Origin of the sequence: Sphaerisporangium aureirubrum (assembly GCF_042658925.1) — a bacterium.
GTDB lineage: Bacteria > Actinomycetota > Actinomycetes > Streptosporangiales > Streptosporangiaceae > Sphaerisporangium > Sphaerisporangium aureirubrum.
In genome coordinates this window covers 45401-60928 of record NZ_JBHSRF010000019.1, presented here as the reverse complement: position 1 = coordinate 60928, position 15528 = coordinate 45401, and the positions used below count along the sequence as shown (strand labels likewise).

Annotated in this window: 16 protein-coding genes; 10 read left to right on the top strand and 6 right to left on the bottom strand. The window is 73.1% G+C overall.

The annotated features are described in order from the left end of the window. Nucleotides 1–62 precede the first annotated feature (62 nt). Complete coding sequence (locus tag ACFP1K_RS15995; RefSeq protein ID WP_380753235.1) at nucleotides 63–1832, bottom strand: ABC transporter ATP-binding protein; 1770 nt, start codon at nucleotides 1830–1832, stop codon at nucleotides 63–65. Nucleotides 1833–1988: 156 nt separating this feature from the next. Next, nucleotides 1989–2639 (bottom strand): IclR family transcriptional regulator domain-containing protein, encoded by a 651-nt coding sequence (locus tag ACFP1K_RS15990; RefSeq protein ID WP_380753232.1) that lies wholly within the window; start codon nucleotides 2637–2639, stop codon nucleotides 1989–1991. A gap of 17 nt (nucleotides 2640–2656) precedes the next feature. On the opposite strand from ACFP1K_RS15990, the gene ACFP1K_RS15985 reads away from it, so the two are divergent. From ACFP1K_RS15985 to ACFP1K_RS15950, 8 genes are all read left to right on the top strand, one after another. After that, a complete protein-coding gene (locus tag ACFP1K_RS15985) occupies nucleotides 2657–3031 on the top strand; it encodes an ABC transporter substrate-binding protein (protein WP_380753229.1) in 375 nt (124 codons plus the stop codon). Continuing rightward, nucleotides 3012–3578, top strand: coding sequence for an ABC transporter substrate-binding protein (locus tag ACFP1K_RS15980; RefSeq protein WP_380753409.1), 567 nt, complete (start codon nucleotides 3012–3014; stop codon nucleotides 3576–3578). Before ACFP1K_RS15985 ends, ACFP1K_RS15980 begins: the two co-directional genes overlap by 20 nt. A 68-nt stretch (nucleotides 3579–3646) precedes the next feature. Beyond that, nucleotides 3647–4516, top strand: a complete 870-nt coding sequence (locus ACFP1K_RS15975; protein WP_380753226.1) for a branched-chain amino acid ABC transporter permease — start codon at nucleotides 3647–3649, stop codon at nucleotides 4514–4516. After that, nucleotides 4513–6192, top strand: coding sequence for an ABC transporter permease subunit (locus ACFP1K_RS15970; RefSeq protein WP_380753223.1), 1680 nt, complete (start codon nucleotides 4513–4515; stop codon nucleotides 6190–6192). Before ACFP1K_RS15975 ends, ACFP1K_RS15970 begins: the two co-directional genes overlap by 4 nt. Further along, nucleotides 6186–6242 carry an ABC transporter ATP-binding protein C-terminal domain-containing protein gene (locus ACFP1K_RS15965; RefSeq protein ID WP_380753406.1) on the top strand — a complete coding sequence of 19 codons (57 nt, stop codon included), beginning with the start codon at nucleotides 6186–6188 and terminating at the stop codon, nucleotides 6240–6242. The genes ACFP1K_RS15970 and ACFP1K_RS15965 overlap by 7 nt, the downstream gene beginning before the upstream one ends. Then, nucleotides 6235–6951, top strand: coding sequence for an ABC transporter ATP-binding protein (locus ACFP1K_RS15960; protein WP_380753220.1), 717 nt, complete (start codon nucleotides 6235–6237; stop codon nucleotides 6949–6951). The genes ACFP1K_RS15965 and ACFP1K_RS15960 overlap by 8 nt, the downstream gene beginning before the upstream one ends. A gap of 265 nt (nucleotides 6952–7216) precedes the next feature. Continuing rightward, nucleotides 7217–7957 carry a lytic polysaccharide monooxygenase auxiliary activity family 9 protein gene (locus ACFP1K_RS15955; RefSeq protein WP_380753217.1) on the top strand — a complete coding sequence of 247 codons (741 nt, stop codon included), beginning with the start codon at nucleotides 7217–7219 and terminating at the stop codon, nucleotides 7955–7957. Beyond that, nucleotides 7954–8301: a cellulose binding domain-containing protein gene (locus tag ACFP1K_RS15950; protein WP_380753214.1), complete on the top strand. Its 348-nt coding sequence runs from the start codon at nucleotides 7954–7956 to the stop codon at nucleotides 8299–8301. Before ACFP1K_RS15955 ends, ACFP1K_RS15950 begins: the two co-directional genes overlap by 4 nt. A 100-nt stretch (nucleotides 8302–8401) precedes the next feature. On the opposite strand, the gene ACFP1K_RS15945 is transcribed toward ACFP1K_RS15950, so the two are convergent. From ACFP1K_RS15945 to ACFP1K_RS15935, 3 genes are all read right to left on the bottom strand, one after another. Then, nucleotides 8402–8767: a DsrE family protein gene (locus ACFP1K_RS15945; RefSeq protein WP_380753211.1), complete on the bottom strand. Its 366-nt coding sequence runs from the start codon at nucleotides 8765–8767 to the stop codon at nucleotides 8402–8404. A gap of 29 nt (nucleotides 8768–8796) precedes the next feature. Next, complete coding sequence (locus ACFP1K_RS15940; RefSeq protein ID WP_380753208.1) at nucleotides 8797–9357, bottom strand: carboxymuconolactone decarboxylase family protein; 561 nt, start codon at nucleotides 9355–9357, stop codon at nucleotides 8797–8799. Between the two features lie 75 nt (nucleotides 9358–9432). Further along, nucleotides 9433–12120, bottom strand: coding sequence for an AAA family ATPase (locus ACFP1K_RS15935; protein ID WP_380753205.1), 2688 nt, complete (start codon nucleotides 12118–12120; stop codon nucleotides 9433–9435). 159 nt (nucleotides 12121–12279) lie between these two features. Between ACFP1K_RS15935 and ACFP1K_RS15930 the strand changes: the two genes are divergently transcribed. Continuing rightward, nucleotides 12280–13665 (top strand): C40 family peptidase, encoded by a 1386-nt coding sequence (locus ACFP1K_RS15930; RefSeq protein WP_380753200.1) that lies wholly within the window; start codon nucleotides 12280–12282, stop codon nucleotides 13663–13665. Here the strand turns inward: ACFP1K_RS15930 and ACFP1K_RS15925 are convergent. Next, nucleotides 13658–14494, bottom strand: coding sequence for a hypothetical protein (locus ACFP1K_RS15925; RefSeq protein ID WP_380753195.1), 837 nt, complete (start codon nucleotides 14492–14494; stop codon nucleotides 13658–13660). The two genes, ACFP1K_RS15930 and ACFP1K_RS15925, sit on opposite strands and share 8 nt — an antisense overlap. 178 nt (nucleotides 14495–14672) lie before the next feature. Here ACFP1K_RS15925 and ACFP1K_RS15920 point away from each other — a divergent pair, with 178 nt between their 5' ends. Continuing rightward, nucleotides 14673–15515: a hypothetical protein gene (locus ACFP1K_RS15920; protein WP_380753190.1), complete on the top strand. Its 843-nt coding sequence runs from the start codon at nucleotides 14673–14675 to the stop codon at nucleotides 15513–15515. Nucleotides 15516–15528 lie beyond the last annotated feature (13 nt).

Below are 15528 nucleotides of genomic sequence, written 5' to 3'. Positions count from 1 at the left end.
TCCTGACATTTCATGCGGATAGTCACTACCGGCGGGCTCGCCACGGATCTCTCCGGGCCGCGTCAGCGGCGGACGGCCGCGGGGGTGTCCTCCTCCTCGACCAGGAAGCCGCCGGACTGGTGGTGCCACAGGCGGGAGTACGGCCCCTGGGCCTGGAGGAGTTCGTGGTGGGTGCCCTGTTCCACGATGCGGCCCCGGTCGAGGACCACGAGGCGGTCCATGCGGACGACGGTGCTCAGGCGGTGGGCGACCACGATGGCGGTGCGGTCGCGCATCAGGTGCCACAGGGCTTCCTGGACGAGGATCTCGCTTTCTGAGTCGAGGGCGCTGGTGGCTTCGTCCAGCAGGAGGATGGGGGCGTCGCGCAGGATGGCGCGGGCGAGGGCGACGCGTTGCCGCTGGCCGCCGGAGAGTTTGACGCCGCGTTCGCCGACCAGGGTGTCGAAGCCGTCCGGGAGGGCCTCGGCGAACTCGGTGACGTGCGCCGCCTGGGCTGCCTGGTGGATCTCGGCCGTGGTGGCACCCGGCCGGGCGAACGCGATGTTGTCGCGTAACGACCGGTGGAACATGGCGGGTTCCTGGGGGACGTACGCGATGAGGCCGCGCAGGTCGGCCTGGCGCAGGCGGGTGATGTCCTGGCCGCCGATCAGGATGCGGCCTTGGTCGATGTCCATGAGGCGGAGCAGCAGGCGGGTGAGGGTGGTCTTGCCGCCGCCGGAGCGGCCGACGAGGCCGATCTTGGTGCCGCTGGGGATGTTCAGGTCCAGGCCGTCGAACAAGGGCGGGTTGCCGGCGTGCGCGAACTCCACCCGCTCGAAACGGACGCTCGCGTCGGCGGGGCGCAGCGGCTGCGGGTTCTCCGGGTCGGTCACCCGCGGCGGCGTCAGGAGAAGCTCCGTGAACTGGGCCGCCTCGGTGAGCACGCTCTCCATCCGGCGGTAGATCTGGTTGAACTCGAACATGATGATGATCGCGTTCGAGTAGTAGGTGAACGTCACCACGATCGCCTCCACGCCGAGGCCGCCGCGGAGGCTGACCGCCAGGAGCAGCCCGGCCGTGCTGCTGAGGACCGACAGCGGTGCGACGACGGTGTCCACCCGGAGGTTGCTGTAGTCCCAGGACCGCACGGTCAGCCTGCGCTGCTCGGCGAGCCGGGTGTGGTGCTCGGCCTCCTCGCGGTCCTCGGCGGCGAAGGCGCGGACGGTCTCCATGTTGGCCAGGACGTCGGAGACGTGCCCGGACACCCGCACCTTCGCGGCCTCTCGCCGGTCCACCAGCTTCTGGCGGCGGTGGACGAGCGGGGCGACGAGGAAGCCGGTGACGGCGATGAGGCCCACCAGGACGACGACCAGCAGCGGGTGGTACCGCCACAGCACCACCGAGGCGAACGCCACCGGCGTCAACTTGGCGACGATCGAGAACGCGAGGGTGTCGGTGAAGCCCTCGAACCCGTTGGAGAAGTTCAGCACGCGTTTGGTCAGCGAGCCGGCGAAGTTGTCGTGGAAGAACGTGGCGTCCTTGGCCAGGAACTCGTTCATGCCCGTCGCGCCGAGCTCCTCGATCCCCCGGGCGTCCACGCGGATCAGGGCGTGCACACCCGCCCGCCACAGCACCTCGCCCGTGATCAGCAGCGCGCCGAAGCCCAGGACGTACGGCAGGAGCACCTCGGCGGTGCCGTCCCCGCCCTCGGCCAGACGCCCCACGATCCCGCCCACCACCAGCGGCGCGAGGTAGAACAGGCAGATGTTCCCGAGCGCGGGAAGTGCCAGCGCGGGTACGGTGAGCGGCCACTGTCTCCGCAACTGCCCGATGTAGTACCGCAGCGCCAGCATGACGGCCGACCGCCGGGCGGACGGTACGGCCGCAGGGGAATCAGGTGATCCGAACACGGTAATCCGCCCCCTCCGAACGCCCCACCGTCGTGGCCATGTTCGCGCGGGGCGGGCGGCCGGAGCGAACTGTTTTCTCCGGCCGGGGCGGCGGTGCCGTCAGGGAGAGCCGGTGGCCGGGGCCTCCGCCTGCGGCCGGGACTGCCAGCGGGCCCAGTCCGCGCTGATCGCGCTCGCCGCCTTGATGAGCCGCGGCAGGTGCTGGTCGACGAGGGTCTCGACGCTGGTCTCGGCCGAATGGACGGTCACGTTCATCGCGGCCCGGACCACACCTTGCCCGTCCCGGATCGGCACCGCCACCGACCGGATGCCCGGGGCCAGCTCGTCGTCGGCGAGCGCCCAGCCGCGGGCCCGCACCTCGCGCAGCATCGCGTCGAGGGCGGCCCGGGTGTGCCTGACCCGTGGCTCCACCCGGGAGCGGCCCGGTTGCGCGAGCGCGGCGCCGAGCGCGTCCGGGTCGAGCGCGGCGAGCAGCACCTTGCCCTGCGAGGTCACCTGCGCCGGGAACCGGGTGCCGATCTGGACCCTCAGTGTGATGATCCTGGGCACCGCCACCCGGGCCACGTAGACGATGTCCGAGCCGTCGAGCTGCGCCATCGACGTGGACTCGCCGCTCGCCGCGACCAGGTCCCGCATGTGCGGGCGGGCGATGTCCCACAGCGAGAGCGCGCCGATGTACGCCATGCCGAGCCCGGCGGCCACCTCGGTGAGGGTCAGCCGCGGGTTGTCGGCGTGGAACGCGGTGATCACGTTCAGGTCATAACGAGATGCGCAGGCGCTCCCTAGCTGTCATCGGCACCGTCCTGGTGCTCGGCGCCGCGGCCGCGGGATGCGGCGACGGCTCGGGCTCCTCGGGAGGGGGCGGCGACAAGCCCATCGTCGTCGGCTCCACCCTGTCGCTGACCGGCGCGTCCGCCGCGACCGGCCAGATCCACAAGATCACCGGTGAGGTGTACGTCGACCGGCTCAACGCGACCGGCGGGCTGCTCGGCCGCAAGGTCGAATGGAAGGTCGTCGACGACCAGTCCGACCAGGCCAAGGTCAGCCAGCTCTACGAGCGCCTGATCGGCCAGGACAAGGTCGACCTGACACTACCCGCCGGCCACCACCGACTGGGCGCCGATCGCCGCCCAGGTCCGTGAGGCCGACCCCGACCTGGTCGTCAACAACGGCCTCGGCGTGGACGCGGCGAACATCCTGCAGGCGATGGCCCAGCTCGACTACCGGCCGAAGCAGATGTTCGGGCTCTTCCCCGCGCCGGGGCCGCTGCTGGCGCTCGGCGACGACGCCGAGGGGATGCTGTCGGTGTCGATGTTCGAGCCGAACAAGCCGACCCTCGACAAGCTCGGCCCGGCGGCCACCGAGATCACCGCCGAGTTCACCAAGCGCGCCCAGGCGGCGAAGCTGCCGTACACCGTCTTCGAGACCCAGGCCGCGGCGTCCTGGAACGCGTGGGAGATCCTCACCGCCGCGGTGAAGAGCAGCAACGGCACCGACCAGCGCGAGATGTGCGACACGCTGCACCAGAAGGGCGCCGACACGACGTTCAGCGGGCACCTGACCTTCGATCCGAAGGTGCACAACTTCTGGCCCACCACGCAGAGCCTCAAGCAGATCCAGAAGGGCGAGTGGGTCACCGTGTGGCCCGCCGGCCGGGCCGCCGCTCAGTTGCAGGGCCCCCGCTCCTGACCGCCGCCCGGGTGACCGGCCCCGCGCCGGTCACCCGGGTTCCGACCCGACCCGAGGCTGACCCCCGCATGAACGTTATCCAGGCCATGCTCACCGGAGCGCTGATCGGTGGCCTCTACGTCCTCATGGCCACCGGCCTCTCGGTGACCTTGGGCGTGCTGCGCGTCATCAACCTGGCCCACTTCGGGCTGATCCTGATCGGCGCCTACCTGACCTTCCAGGTGGCCACCTCCTGGCACCTCGACCCGGTCCTGACGCTCGTGGTCACCGTGCCGGCCATGTTCCTCGCCGGGGCCGCGATCCAGTGGCTGTTCGATCTGCTGCGGCTCACCGAGTTCAACTCGCTGCTGGTCAGCTTCGGACTGCTGATCATCACCATTCAGGTGACGAGCAACGTCTGGAGCGCCGACTTCCAGCGGATGTCCGCCGAGATCAACCCGTACGCCACCCGGTCGGTCGCGATCGGACGGCTGGTCTTCCCGGTCACGACGCTGGTGGCCTTCGGGCTGGCCGCGCTGGTGGTGCTCGCCGCCCACCTGGTGCTGCGCCGCACCTTCGCCGGCCGGGCGATGCGGGCCATCGCCCAGGACCGGGCGATGGCCGGCGCGTTCGGCGTCGACCACCGCCGGCTCAGCGTGCTGCTCGGGGGAGTGGTCGGGGCCACCGCCGCCCTGGCCGGGATGGTCTTCGCCCTCGCCAACGCGCTGACCCCGGAGACCGCGTACGAGTGGTTCGGCACCGTCTTCGCGGTGGTGATCCTCGGCGGAATCGGCGAGGTGGTGGGGACGTTCGCGGCCGGTGTCCTGGTCGGCGTCCTGTCCGGCGTGGTCTCCGCGGTGTGGTCGCCGGCGACCGCGCCGTTCGTGCTCTTCTCGGCGATCATCCTGGCCCTGCTGCTGCGCCCGCAGGGTCTGTTCGCGGCGGGAGGTGCCCGATGATGCGCCGAGACGGCACCGGGCTGTCGGCGGCGTTCCTGGTGCTGGTCGCGGTGGGCGCGTTCAGCGACCAGCTGGGGCTGCCGTCGTTCTATCTCATCCTGCTCGGGTCGATCTGCTTCTGGATCGCGCAGGCGACCAGCTGGAACATCCTCTCCGGGTACAGCGGCTACTTCAGCTTCGGCCAGGCCGCGTACGTCGGCGTCGGGGCGTACACCACGGCGGTGCTGAGCGGGCGGTACGGCGTCGGCTTCTTCCTCACCATCCCGCTCGCCGCCGTCCTGTGCGGGCTGCTGGCGCTCGGCGTGGGCGCCGTCGCGTTCCGGCTCGGGTCGCTGCGCGGCGAGATCTTCGCCCTGCTGACCCTCGCGGTGCCGTTCATCCTCGCCGCGTTCGCCCGGATCAACCGGTCGATCGACGGCGGGCAGGGGAGCACCGTCCCGATCCCGGAGCTACCTGACGCGTTCGGCTCGTTGCAGCAGTTCCAGTACCTGCTCGCCCTGCTGGTCGCGGCCGTCGCGGTCGCGGTCGCGTACGCCGTCCAGCACAGCCGGACCGGCTCGGCGCTCGCGGCGATCCGCGACGCCGAGGACGTCGCCGAGGTGATGGGGGTGGCCACCTTCCGCTACAAGATGCTGGCCATGCTGATGAGCGGCGTGCTCGGCGGGGTGGCCGGCAGCGTGTACGCGCTGCAGATCGGCTTCGTCACCGTGGAGAGCGTCTTCGGCCTGACCATCCCGCTCTTCGTCATCGTGATGGCGGTGCTCGGCGGCCGTACCCACTGGCTCGGCCCGGTGATCGGCGCGGTGCTGATCGTCGTCCTGCAGGACCGGCTCTCCTCGTACGGCCTGGACGCCTGGTACTCGATCATCCTCGGCGGCGTCCTCGCGCTGCTGGTCGCGCTCTCTCCCGACGGCCTGTACGCCCGGCTGCGGGCCCGCCCGCTCGTCGCCCTCGGCTCCCTGCTCGTGGCCGGCGGGGGACTGGCGGTGCTCGGCGACTGGGGCGAGCTTCTCGACTGGCTGCTCGCCGGGATGCTCGCGGCCGGCCTGTCGGCGATCGTGCTGGGCTCCCGGTGGGGCACCGCCAGGTTCCCCGTCCGGCGGACCGGCACGACCACTCGGTCCGCACCTGCCGAGCCCGTACCCGCCGGGCCCGTGTCTGCCGAGCCTGTACCCGCCGAGCCCGTACCCGCCGAGCCCGTACCCGCCGAGCCCGTGTCTGCCGAGCCTGTACCCGCCGCGTCCGTGTCCGCGTCTGCCAAGTCCGTAGCCGCCGCGTCCGTGGCCGCGGAGCCGGTGCCCGCCGAGGTCGTGGCCGGCGAGGCCGGGGCGGGAGACGGTGCCGGGCGGCTCGGTGCGGTGCTCGTCGAGTGCCGCGAGGTGGCCCGCCACTTCGGCGGGGTGCACGCGCTGGAGGACGTCACGCTGGACATCCGGGCCGGTGAGCTGGTGGGCCTGGTGGGGCCGAACGGGTCGGGCAAGACGACGCTGGTCAACCTGCTGTCCGGGGCGTTCCGGCCGACCCGTGGCCTGATCCGCCTCGATGGGCAGGACATCACCCGCATGGCCCCGCACAAGATCGCCCACGTCGGCATGGCCCGCACCTACCAGATCCCCCGGGCGTTCGGCTCGACCGCGGCACCTGCCTCGCCGACGGCGAACCGCAGGCCGTGCTGAACGACCCCGACGTCATCCGTGCCTATCTCGGGAGGCAGGCCCATGTCTGAGCCGCTGCTGCGGGTCCGGGACCTCGACGTGCGCTACGGCGACGCGCAGGCGCTGTGGGACGTGGCGATCGACGTCCACGAGGGAGAGGCCGTCTGCGTCGTCGGCCCCAACGGCGCCGGGAAGTCCACCCTGGTCACCGCCATCGCCGGGATCCACCCGGCGCACCGCGGCCGGATCGGCGTCGGCGGGGTCGACGTCACCCGCCTGCGCGGCCACCAGATCTGCGGCCACGGCGTGGCGATCGTGCCCGAGGGCCGGCGGAGCTTCCCCCGGATGACGGTCCTGGACAACCTGATCCTCGGCGCCTACCGCAAGGCCGCCCGCCGGGCGCACCGGGCGACCCTGGCCGGCGCGTACGAGATCTTCCCCCGGCTCGCCGAACGCGCCGGCCAGCCGGCCGGCAGCCTCAGCGGCGGCGAACAGCAGATGGTGGCGATCGGCCGCGCCCTGATGGCGCAGCCACGGCTCCTGCTGCTCGACGAGCCTTCACTCGGCCTGGCCCCGGTCCGGGTGGACGAGGTCTACGACGCGATCGAGCGCATCAACAAGCGCGGCGTGAGCGTCGTCGTGGTGGAACAGGACGTCCAGCGCGCACTGGCCGTCGCCGGCCGGGCGTACCTGCTGGGCGAGGGCCGCGTGGTGCTCTCCGGCCCGGCCGCCACCCTGCGCGACAGCGCCGAGGTCCGGCGCAGCGTGCTCGGACTGTGAGCCGCCGCCGGGAGGCGTCCGGCCGTGGCCGCCGATGAACGTTTCGTTCGGCGCGGAGGTGTTCCGGCAGCTGGGCGGGCCTTGGGCAGGGAGCTTTCGCGGTGTTGTTGTTCTCCGGTCAGGGCGTGGTGGACGGTGGGGGCCGGACGACGCGAGGGGACCCGATGCTCGGTGGGGCGTGCCTGACCCTTACGTCCTGAGCCCTTGAGACCTGAGGAGAGAAGTGCGGATGAGGTTGCGCGCACACCCGTCGTCGCACGATGGCATGGACACGTCCGAGGGCCGGCGGCGCCGGTCCCGGATCCTGCGGCTGTTCGTCGCGGTGGCGTCCGCCCTCGTGCTCACCCCCGTCCTGGCCACGCCCGCGCTGGCGCACGGCGCGGTCAGTGACCCGCCGGCGCGGGCGTACAGCTGCTACACGCGGTGGGCCAGTGACTGGCAGGCGCCGCGGATGGCGACCGAGGACCCGATGTGCAACCAGGCGTGGCGGGCCGATCCCAACGCCATGTGGAACTGGAACGGGCTGCTGCGCGACGGCGTGGGCGGCAACTACCAGACCGCAGTCCCGGACGGGCAGCTGTGCAGCGGCGGCCGGACCTCGAGCGGCCGGTACGCCGCGCTCGACGAGCCGGGTGCCTGGAAGACCGTGGACCTCCCCAGCAGGTTCACCCTCAACCTGCTGGACGGGTCGTCGCACGGCGCCGACTTCATCCGCGTCTACGTGACCAGGCAGGGCTTCGACGCCACCACCCAGCGGTTGCGCTGGAGCGACCTGGAACTGGTCACCACGACGGGCAGGATGCCCACCGGCACCACGACGCCGGTGCAGGTCAACGCGCCCGGCCGCACCGGCCGCCACATCGTCTACACCCTGTGGCAGGCCAGCCACCTCGACCAGTCGTACTACTTCTGCAGCGACGTCAACTTCACCGGCGGCCAGACCCCACCCCGACCCCGACCCCCACTCCCACCCCGACCCCGACGCCGACACCCACCCCGACCGTGACGCCCACCCCCACCCCCACTCCGACTCCGACCCCCACGCCGACCGGCAACCTGGGCTGCTCGGCCACCTACCGGGTCGTCTCGCAGTGGTCCGGCGGCTTCCAGGGCGAGGTGCGCGTGGTCGCGGGCTCGTCCGCGATCCGCGGCTGGACGGTGAGCTGGACACTCGGCGCGAACGAGGCGGTCAACTGGCCGTGGAGCGCCACCGTGACCACGAGCGGATCCACGGTCACCGCCCGGGACGCGGGCTACAACGGCGCGCTCGCCGCCGGAGCCGCCACCACCTTCGGCTTCCTCGGCACCGGAAGCGCGAGCACTCCCACCCTCAGCTGCACCGCGTCCTGATCCCCCGAGGGAACAGCCGGTCCACCCGATGACGACGGCCCGCCGCGCCCCCGTGCGGCGGGCCGGCGCGTGAGCCGCACGCGTCCGGCGCCGGGCGCCCTCAGTAGCTGAAGGTGGTCGCCCCCTCGTCGCCGATCCATTGCCACATGGGGACGGTGCCGCCGAGCTCCGCCCCCTCGATCAGCCGGTCGCCGTCGAGCCCGCGGGAGTCGAAGCAGATCGGGCAGACCAGGTACCGCCCGCCCGCCTTGGCGTACCGGGCCAGCAGGCCGGCGAGCGGAGGGCAGCCGTCGCACGCCGTGGCGGTGGCGACGCCGGTCAGGGCGAGCCGGGCCGCCTCCTTGGTGAGGAACATGAGGGTGGGGCGCCCCTGCTCGGCGGCGCCGAGCGCGACCAGGAACGCGACGGTGACCCGCTCGGGGTCCTCGAGTCCGGTGGTCAGACTGATGACGGCCTTTCCAGGCATGTGGTTCTCCTTCGGTGGACGGGACGTCGTCAGGGCCCGGCGGGGCTTTCGAGCGCCGCGCGGATCCCGGAGGGCAGGTCGTCGAAGATCGCGTCAGGTATGGCGCCGGTCGCGGAGAGGATGCCGCTGAAGAAGCGGCGCAGGCAGACGGCCACGACGATCTGGAGGATGTCGGCGTCGGTCAGGGCGTGCTCGCGCAGGAGCCCGATGTCCGCCTCGCTCACCGTGACGGGATCGGCGGCCACGCGCCCGGCGAAGTCCATGACGGCGACGTCCGCCGGGGAAAGCCCGGCGCCCCGGTCACCGGTGACGACCGCGTGCCACGCGGCGTCGTCACGCAGCAGGCCACGCAGCACACTCGCGTGCGCGAGGGCACAGTACGTGGAGCCGAGCCTGCGGGCCGCGGTGAGCGTGACCAGTTCGTAGCGACGAAGGTCCATACCGTCCCGGACGGTCTCGCTCAGGTGAAGCCAGGCGGTATGGACGCCGGGACAAAGTGCCAGTACCCGCAGGTAGTTGGGGACATAGCCCATGGCGTCCCGCGCGGACGGGTAGAGCGGTGATTCGGCGGGGGTGGTGAGGTACGTCATGGTCTCCCCTTGTCGCGGTGCCTCCGTGGGGGAACGGTAGGGCGCTCGCGGCATGCGGCGACTGGGGAGTTCTCCCTAATTTGCGATGCCCGGCGGTGCCGGAGACGTTTCTTGAGCGGTGTCCCGCAGGAGGTTCAGGCGGTGGGCCGTGGCGGCGGCGTGGCCTCGGGTGGGGACGTCGAGTTTGGTCAGGATGGCGGAGATGTGGTGGTCGACGGTCTTGGGGGACAGGGACAGGCGGGTGGCGATCTCGGCGTTGGACAGGCCTTCGGTCAGGAGGGCGAGGACGTCCGTCTGGCGGGGGGTGAGGCCGGCGGGAGCGGCGGACGTCGCGCGGCGGGGGCCGCGGGGGATCCGGGTGAATCCGCGGGTCCGGAGGTCGGCGCGCAGCCGTCCGGCGGACTGGGTGGCCTCCAGGCCGTCCAGGGCGCGCAGGGTCTCGGAGACGGCGGGCCGGTCACCTGCCGACAGGGCCTCCAGACGCGGGTGGGTCGCGCCGCGCCGGGCCCACTCCTCGGCGGCGGCCGTCCAGTCGCCGTCGATCATCAGCTGGTAGGGCCGGGCCACCGCGGCCGGGACGCCGGTCCCGCCGGCCCGCCACAGGCGGTAGGCCAGTTCGCCGGCGTAGAACGGGTGGTTCGCCGCCAGTGCCGGTCCGAGGCCGCGCCGGGCCTCCCGCGCCGCGCGCTCGGTGTCGCCGTGCAGCAGGAAGTACTCCGAGCGGGCCGCCGCCACCGGGCAGACCCGTTGCACCTCGCCGGTGCGGTCGGCCTGGCGGGCGGCCTCGTCCAGCGTGGCAAGGGCCTCGGGCTCGCCGCGGGCCGCCTGGATCCGGCCCCGGGCCACCAGCGCGGGGACCACGGCGACACCGGCCCGTGCCGGGCGGTCCAGGGCGGCGGAGGCGTCGGCCAGGGCGCCGGGCCAGTCGCAGCGGACCAGCCGCACCCCCGCCCGCACCCCGAGCAGGTACTGGACGTAACCGTCGAGGTCGTGCCGCGTGGCGTAGGCGAGCGCCTGGTCGATCGCCGGGGCGGCGGCCGCGTACTCGGCGAGCTGGACCAGCGAGGTGGCCAGGTTGACCAGGGCCCGGGTCGCGTGGTCGGCGAGCCCGAGGGACGCGGCCCGTTCGTGCGCCTCGCGCAGCGCGGCGGCGGCCTCCTGGTCGCCGTCCGTCAGGCGCGCGCTGCTCACGTTGATCATGGCGTGCACGGAGGTCTCCGCGTCCCCGAGCCGGTCGGCCAGGGTCCGGGCCCGCTCGCCCCAGGCGACCGCGGTCTCCCGCTCGCCCGCCAGCATGTGCAGCTGCGATCGGTTGCTGTACGCCATGGCCAGCTGCCGGCTGGGCGGCTCGGCGTCGAGGACGGTCACCGCGCGGACGGCCGCCGCGCGGGCCTCCTCGGCGTGCCCGGCCCACCAGGCCAGCCGGGAGATCCAGCGCAGGTTCTCCCCGATCCGTTCGGGCTCGCGTAGTTCCTCCCGTACGGCCAGCGCCGCGCGCCGGGCCCGCAGCCCGTCCTCGGCCAGCCCGGCGAGGTACGCCTGGAACGCGTACTCCTCCAGCAGATCGGCCCGCGCCGGGGCCGGCAGCCGTCCGGCGTGGGCGGCGGCGGCCCGGTAATGCGCCGCCGCCTCCCGGTGCGCGCCCTGCCGGGCCGCCCCGGCGCCCGCCACCTGGCCGTACCGCAGGACCGCGGTCTCGTCGCCCGCGTGCAGCGCGTGATGGACCAGGCGGCCCGGGTCGACCCCGTCGATGCCGGCCAGCACGCCCAGCGCCCGCCGGTGCAGGGCGGCGCGCCGCGCGGGCGGCAGCGCGTCCTCCACCGCGTTGCGCAGCAGCTCGTGCCGGTACGACACGCCGTCCCCGGACGGTACGAGCACCCCGGCGTCGACGCACGCGTCAACGAGGTCGGGCACGCCGGCCACGACGGCGGCGTCGGCGCGGGTGGGGATCACCGCGACCAGCCGGGCCAGATCCCCGGCGGGGCGCGGCAGGGCCCGCAGCCGGTCCAGGATGAGGTCCTGCACGGTGGCCGGCACCTCCCGGCTCCCGGCCTTGAGCAGCTCGGTCACCAGCAGCGGGTTGCCGCCGGTCAGCCGGTGGACCTGCCCGGGGTCCCGCCCGGCCCGGCGTGCCTGCTCCGCCACGCACTCCGGGGACAGCGGCGCCAGCGACACCCGCCGCACCAGGGCGCTGGGCAGAGCGGCCAGGGCGCCGCGCAGCGGATGCTCGGCCCCGACCTCGTCGTCTCGGTAGGTCACCACGAACAGGGCCGGCGCCCGGCCGATCCGGCGGCCCGACCAGACCAGCCAGTCGAGGGTGGCCTCGTCGGCCCAGTGCGCGTCCTCCACCACGACGACGGGGCGCCGCCGCCGCTCCGGTCCGGACAGCTCGTCCAGGAAGGCCGTGAAGATCTGCTCCTGCGCGGCGCCGGCCTTCAGGCGTTCGGCCAGGACGCCTCCGGTCTGGTGGCCGATGTCGTGCAGCGGCCCCAGCGCCCGCGGCGTGATCAGCCGGTCGCAGCCGCCCCACAGCACCCGCGCGCCCGCCCCGCACCTGCGGGCGAACTCCGAGACCAGGACCGACTTGCCCATGCCCGCCTCACCGGCCACCACGACGACGCGCCCGCCCCGCGCGCTGTCCCGCAGCAGGTCGCCGAGGAGGTCCAGCGTCGCGGAACGCTCCCACAACTCCATCGGTACGAACCTCGCCTCGTCGATCCCGGGGTGGATCACCTCGCGTCGTGGCGTGGGTGCCCGGGTCAATCATCGCCTCCTTAGCAGGCATCGGTGGTTTTTGGGGCCGGTCGTTTGATTCGGAATGCTTCGCGAAATCCGCGGCTGGAGGGGTGGAAAGTGTTGTTTCGTAGGGATTCCGCTGCCGGAGATGGGCGTTTCGCGGGTGGTACAGCCTTAGGGAGAGGTATGTCGTTGTCATGGGCGCGGTCCGGTGTCCTGGTGGTTTCCCTGGTGCTGCTGCCCGGGGTGATTCCGGGACCCGGTTCCCCGGCCGCGTCGGCGGAGGCGAACGGGTGCCTGCCGCCGGAGATCGTCGGCACCGCCACGACGCCGAGAGGCGAGGGGTACTGGCTCGCCGGTGCCGACGGCGAGGTGTTCGCCTACGGCGACGCGAAGTACTTCGGGAGCATGGAGGGCAGGCCGCTCAAGCAGCCGGTGGTGGGCATCGTGCCCACGGCGAGCGGTGACGGCTACTGGCTGGCGGCGGCCGACGGAGCGATTTTCGCGTTCGGCGACGCGCGGGCGCCGGCGTACAACCCGCTTCCCGCGACGCGCCTCCGCAAGCCCGTCGTCGGCGCGACCCGGGCGGGCTGGGGGCAGGGGTTGTGGCTGACCACGGCCGACGGCGGGGTGTTCGCGACCGGCGGCGCCCGGTTCCTCGGATCGACGGCCGCCAAGCCGCTGGGCAAACCGACGGTGGACATCGTCAGCACGCCCTCGGGGGACGGGTACTGGACCGTCGCGGCCGACGGCGGCGTGTCCGCGTTCGGCGGCGCCGAGCCCGTCGCGGGCGGTCCGCCGCCCGGCACCCGGCTGCGGGCCCCCGTCGTCGGGGCCACCCGCGTGGGCGCCACCGGCGGGTTCCTGCTGACGGCCGCCGACGGGGGCGTCTTCGCGGTCAACGGGGCACGCCTCCACGGTTCCGCCGTCAGATCGGCGACGGCGGAGCCGGTGAGCGGCATCGCGGCCACCCCGGGCGGCGGCTACGTCCTGGCCACGCGTGACGGGGCTGTGCTCGCTTACGGCGACGCGGGGTTCTTCGGCGACGCGGTGGGCGTGCCGGGGACCTGCATGGTGCCGGCGCTCCCGCCGGCCGCCACCGGGGCCGTGATCGTTCAGTACGCCACCGACATCAAGAACGGCAAGGCGGTCGGCTCGTGGGCCGGTGGGCTCGTGCCGTACGTGTGGGGAGGCGGCCACAAATCGGCCCCCGGTCCTTCCCTGGGCACGTGCAGCGGTTACAGCGGCTCGATCAGGCCCTGCCCCGCGAACAGGACCGTCGGGACGGACTGCTCGGGCTTCGCCCGCTGGGTGTACGCGCTGGCCTACGGCACCGACGTCTTCGGCGGCGTGAACACCAACGGGCAGATCGCCAGGCTGCGGCGGTTCGACATCGGCCAGCCGGGTGACCTGGTGTTCTTCGGGACCAAGGTCAGCAACACCCGGCACGTGGCCGTCTTCGCCGGCGGCAACCAGGTGATCAACGCGCTGAAGACCGGCACCAACATCAGGGTCGACAACCTCACCGGGATGAGCGGCAGGCTCCCCGGGTTCTACCGGCTCGTCACCTAGCCCGCGGCCGGACGCGGCGGCGCAGCAGGAGCCCGCTCGTGGCGGCGAGCAGGATCAGCGAGCCCGTCGCCACCAGGGGACGGCCGTCCGGGCCCGTGGTGCCGCCGCCTCCGGTGTCCGCCGCGCCGACCGGCGTCCTGGTCACCCCCGGGTTCTCCTCGGCCGCCGTCACGGTGGCGGTCACCGTGCGGGCCGGCCTGGTGCCGGTGGACGTGGGGGACGGGGAGGTCGTGCGCGTGGTGGTCGGGGAGGGGGAGGGGGAGGGGCTGCGGGTGGACGACGTGACGGTCAGGGAGTCCGCGGTCAGGGCGTCCTTGTTCAGGACCTCGCACTCGATCAAGGGCTCCTGGGGCTTCGGGCCGAAGTTGATTGCCGCGGGTTTCACCGAGCCGGTGCCGCTGTTGCGGGACGTCGTCTTCAGGCCGACGGTGGTCGCCGGCAACGGGATCACCGCGCCCGCGGCCACGGTGCCGATCGCCTGGACCCCGGTCGCGGAGGTCAGCTGGGGGAGGTCGCTGATGGAGGCGTACGCGTACAGGTTGACGCCGGACAGCCCGCCGGCGGGGGCCCGCAGGCCGGTGGTGCCGTCGGCGTAGGAACCGCGCCACCCGATGGTCAGCTGCTGTCCGGTCACCGCGCCGGTGGGCATCGTCAGCTCGACGCTGACGGTGACGAGCTGCGTGTCCACCCCGGCGGTGCTGGTGCACAGATAGTCGACGAGGTTGGTGGCGGACTTCGTGCCGTGATGCGCGGCGGAGTACGCGGTGTGGGGGGCGAGGGCGAGGCCACCGCTCAGCACGGCGGCGGAGATGAGCGAGCGGGCGCGCAAGACGACTCCTGTTCCGACAAGACCAGACCTCAATCTGGACGGTTACGGAGGTAAGGGAGTTGTCTTTGCGTCCTTATGTGGCCAAATCGGGATCTGTCGCGAGGCACCGCCCCCCGCGGCGTTCCGCATGGTTGGATCGGTCACCGGACGTATCACCGTAAAAAGGAATTCGCGACCGATGTGGGTGGTGGCCGAGCGGTCCGAGGTGCCCAAAGGGCCCGGGGCGGGCGAGGACCGGACCGTGGTCCTGGAGGACGAACGCGGAGTCTGGTGCGCCGCCGTGGTCGACGGAAGCACCGACAAGTCCGGCCGGATCCACGCGGGCGCGACGGGAGGGGCGCTCGCCGCCGAGCAGGTGGTGCGCACACTGCGGCGCCTGCCCCCCGGCACCGCACCGGCCGCCGCCGTAGCCGAGATCACCGCCGATCTGCACCGCCTACGGGCACGGTGGGGCATCGAGGACGACGACCCCCTCGGACCGTCCGCCGCGGCCGCCGTGGCACTGCCGCGCCAGGGACTCGTCTGGCGCGTAGGAGACGTCCACATCGGCATCGCGCACCCCGGCGGCACATGGCGACGCCACGACGGCGGCAAAGCCGTCGACCGGGCACTCGCCGCCACCCGGGCGGCCTACCTGCACGCCCTGCTCGCGACCGGCGCGACCCCTGGCGATCTGGCCGCCGACGACCCGGGACGCACCGTGATCCTCCCCGTCCTGCAACGCCAGGCCGCCCTGGCCAACCGTCCGGGCCCGTACGGCTACGGCGCCCTGGACGGACGCCCGGTCCCCGGCCGTTTCGTCGATGTCGTCCCCCTGCCCCCCGGTGCTCACGAGATGGTGCTGGCCTCCGACGGCTACCTACGCCCCGATCCGACCCTTGAGGCCGCCGAGCACCTGCTGGCCGAATCCCTGCGCACCGACCCGCTCCGCATCGGGGACCACCCGGCGACCAAGGGCGTCACCCCCGGCGCGCGGAGCTTCGACGACCGCACCTACCTGCGCCTGACCCGGACCGGTTGATCGCTTCCGCGCG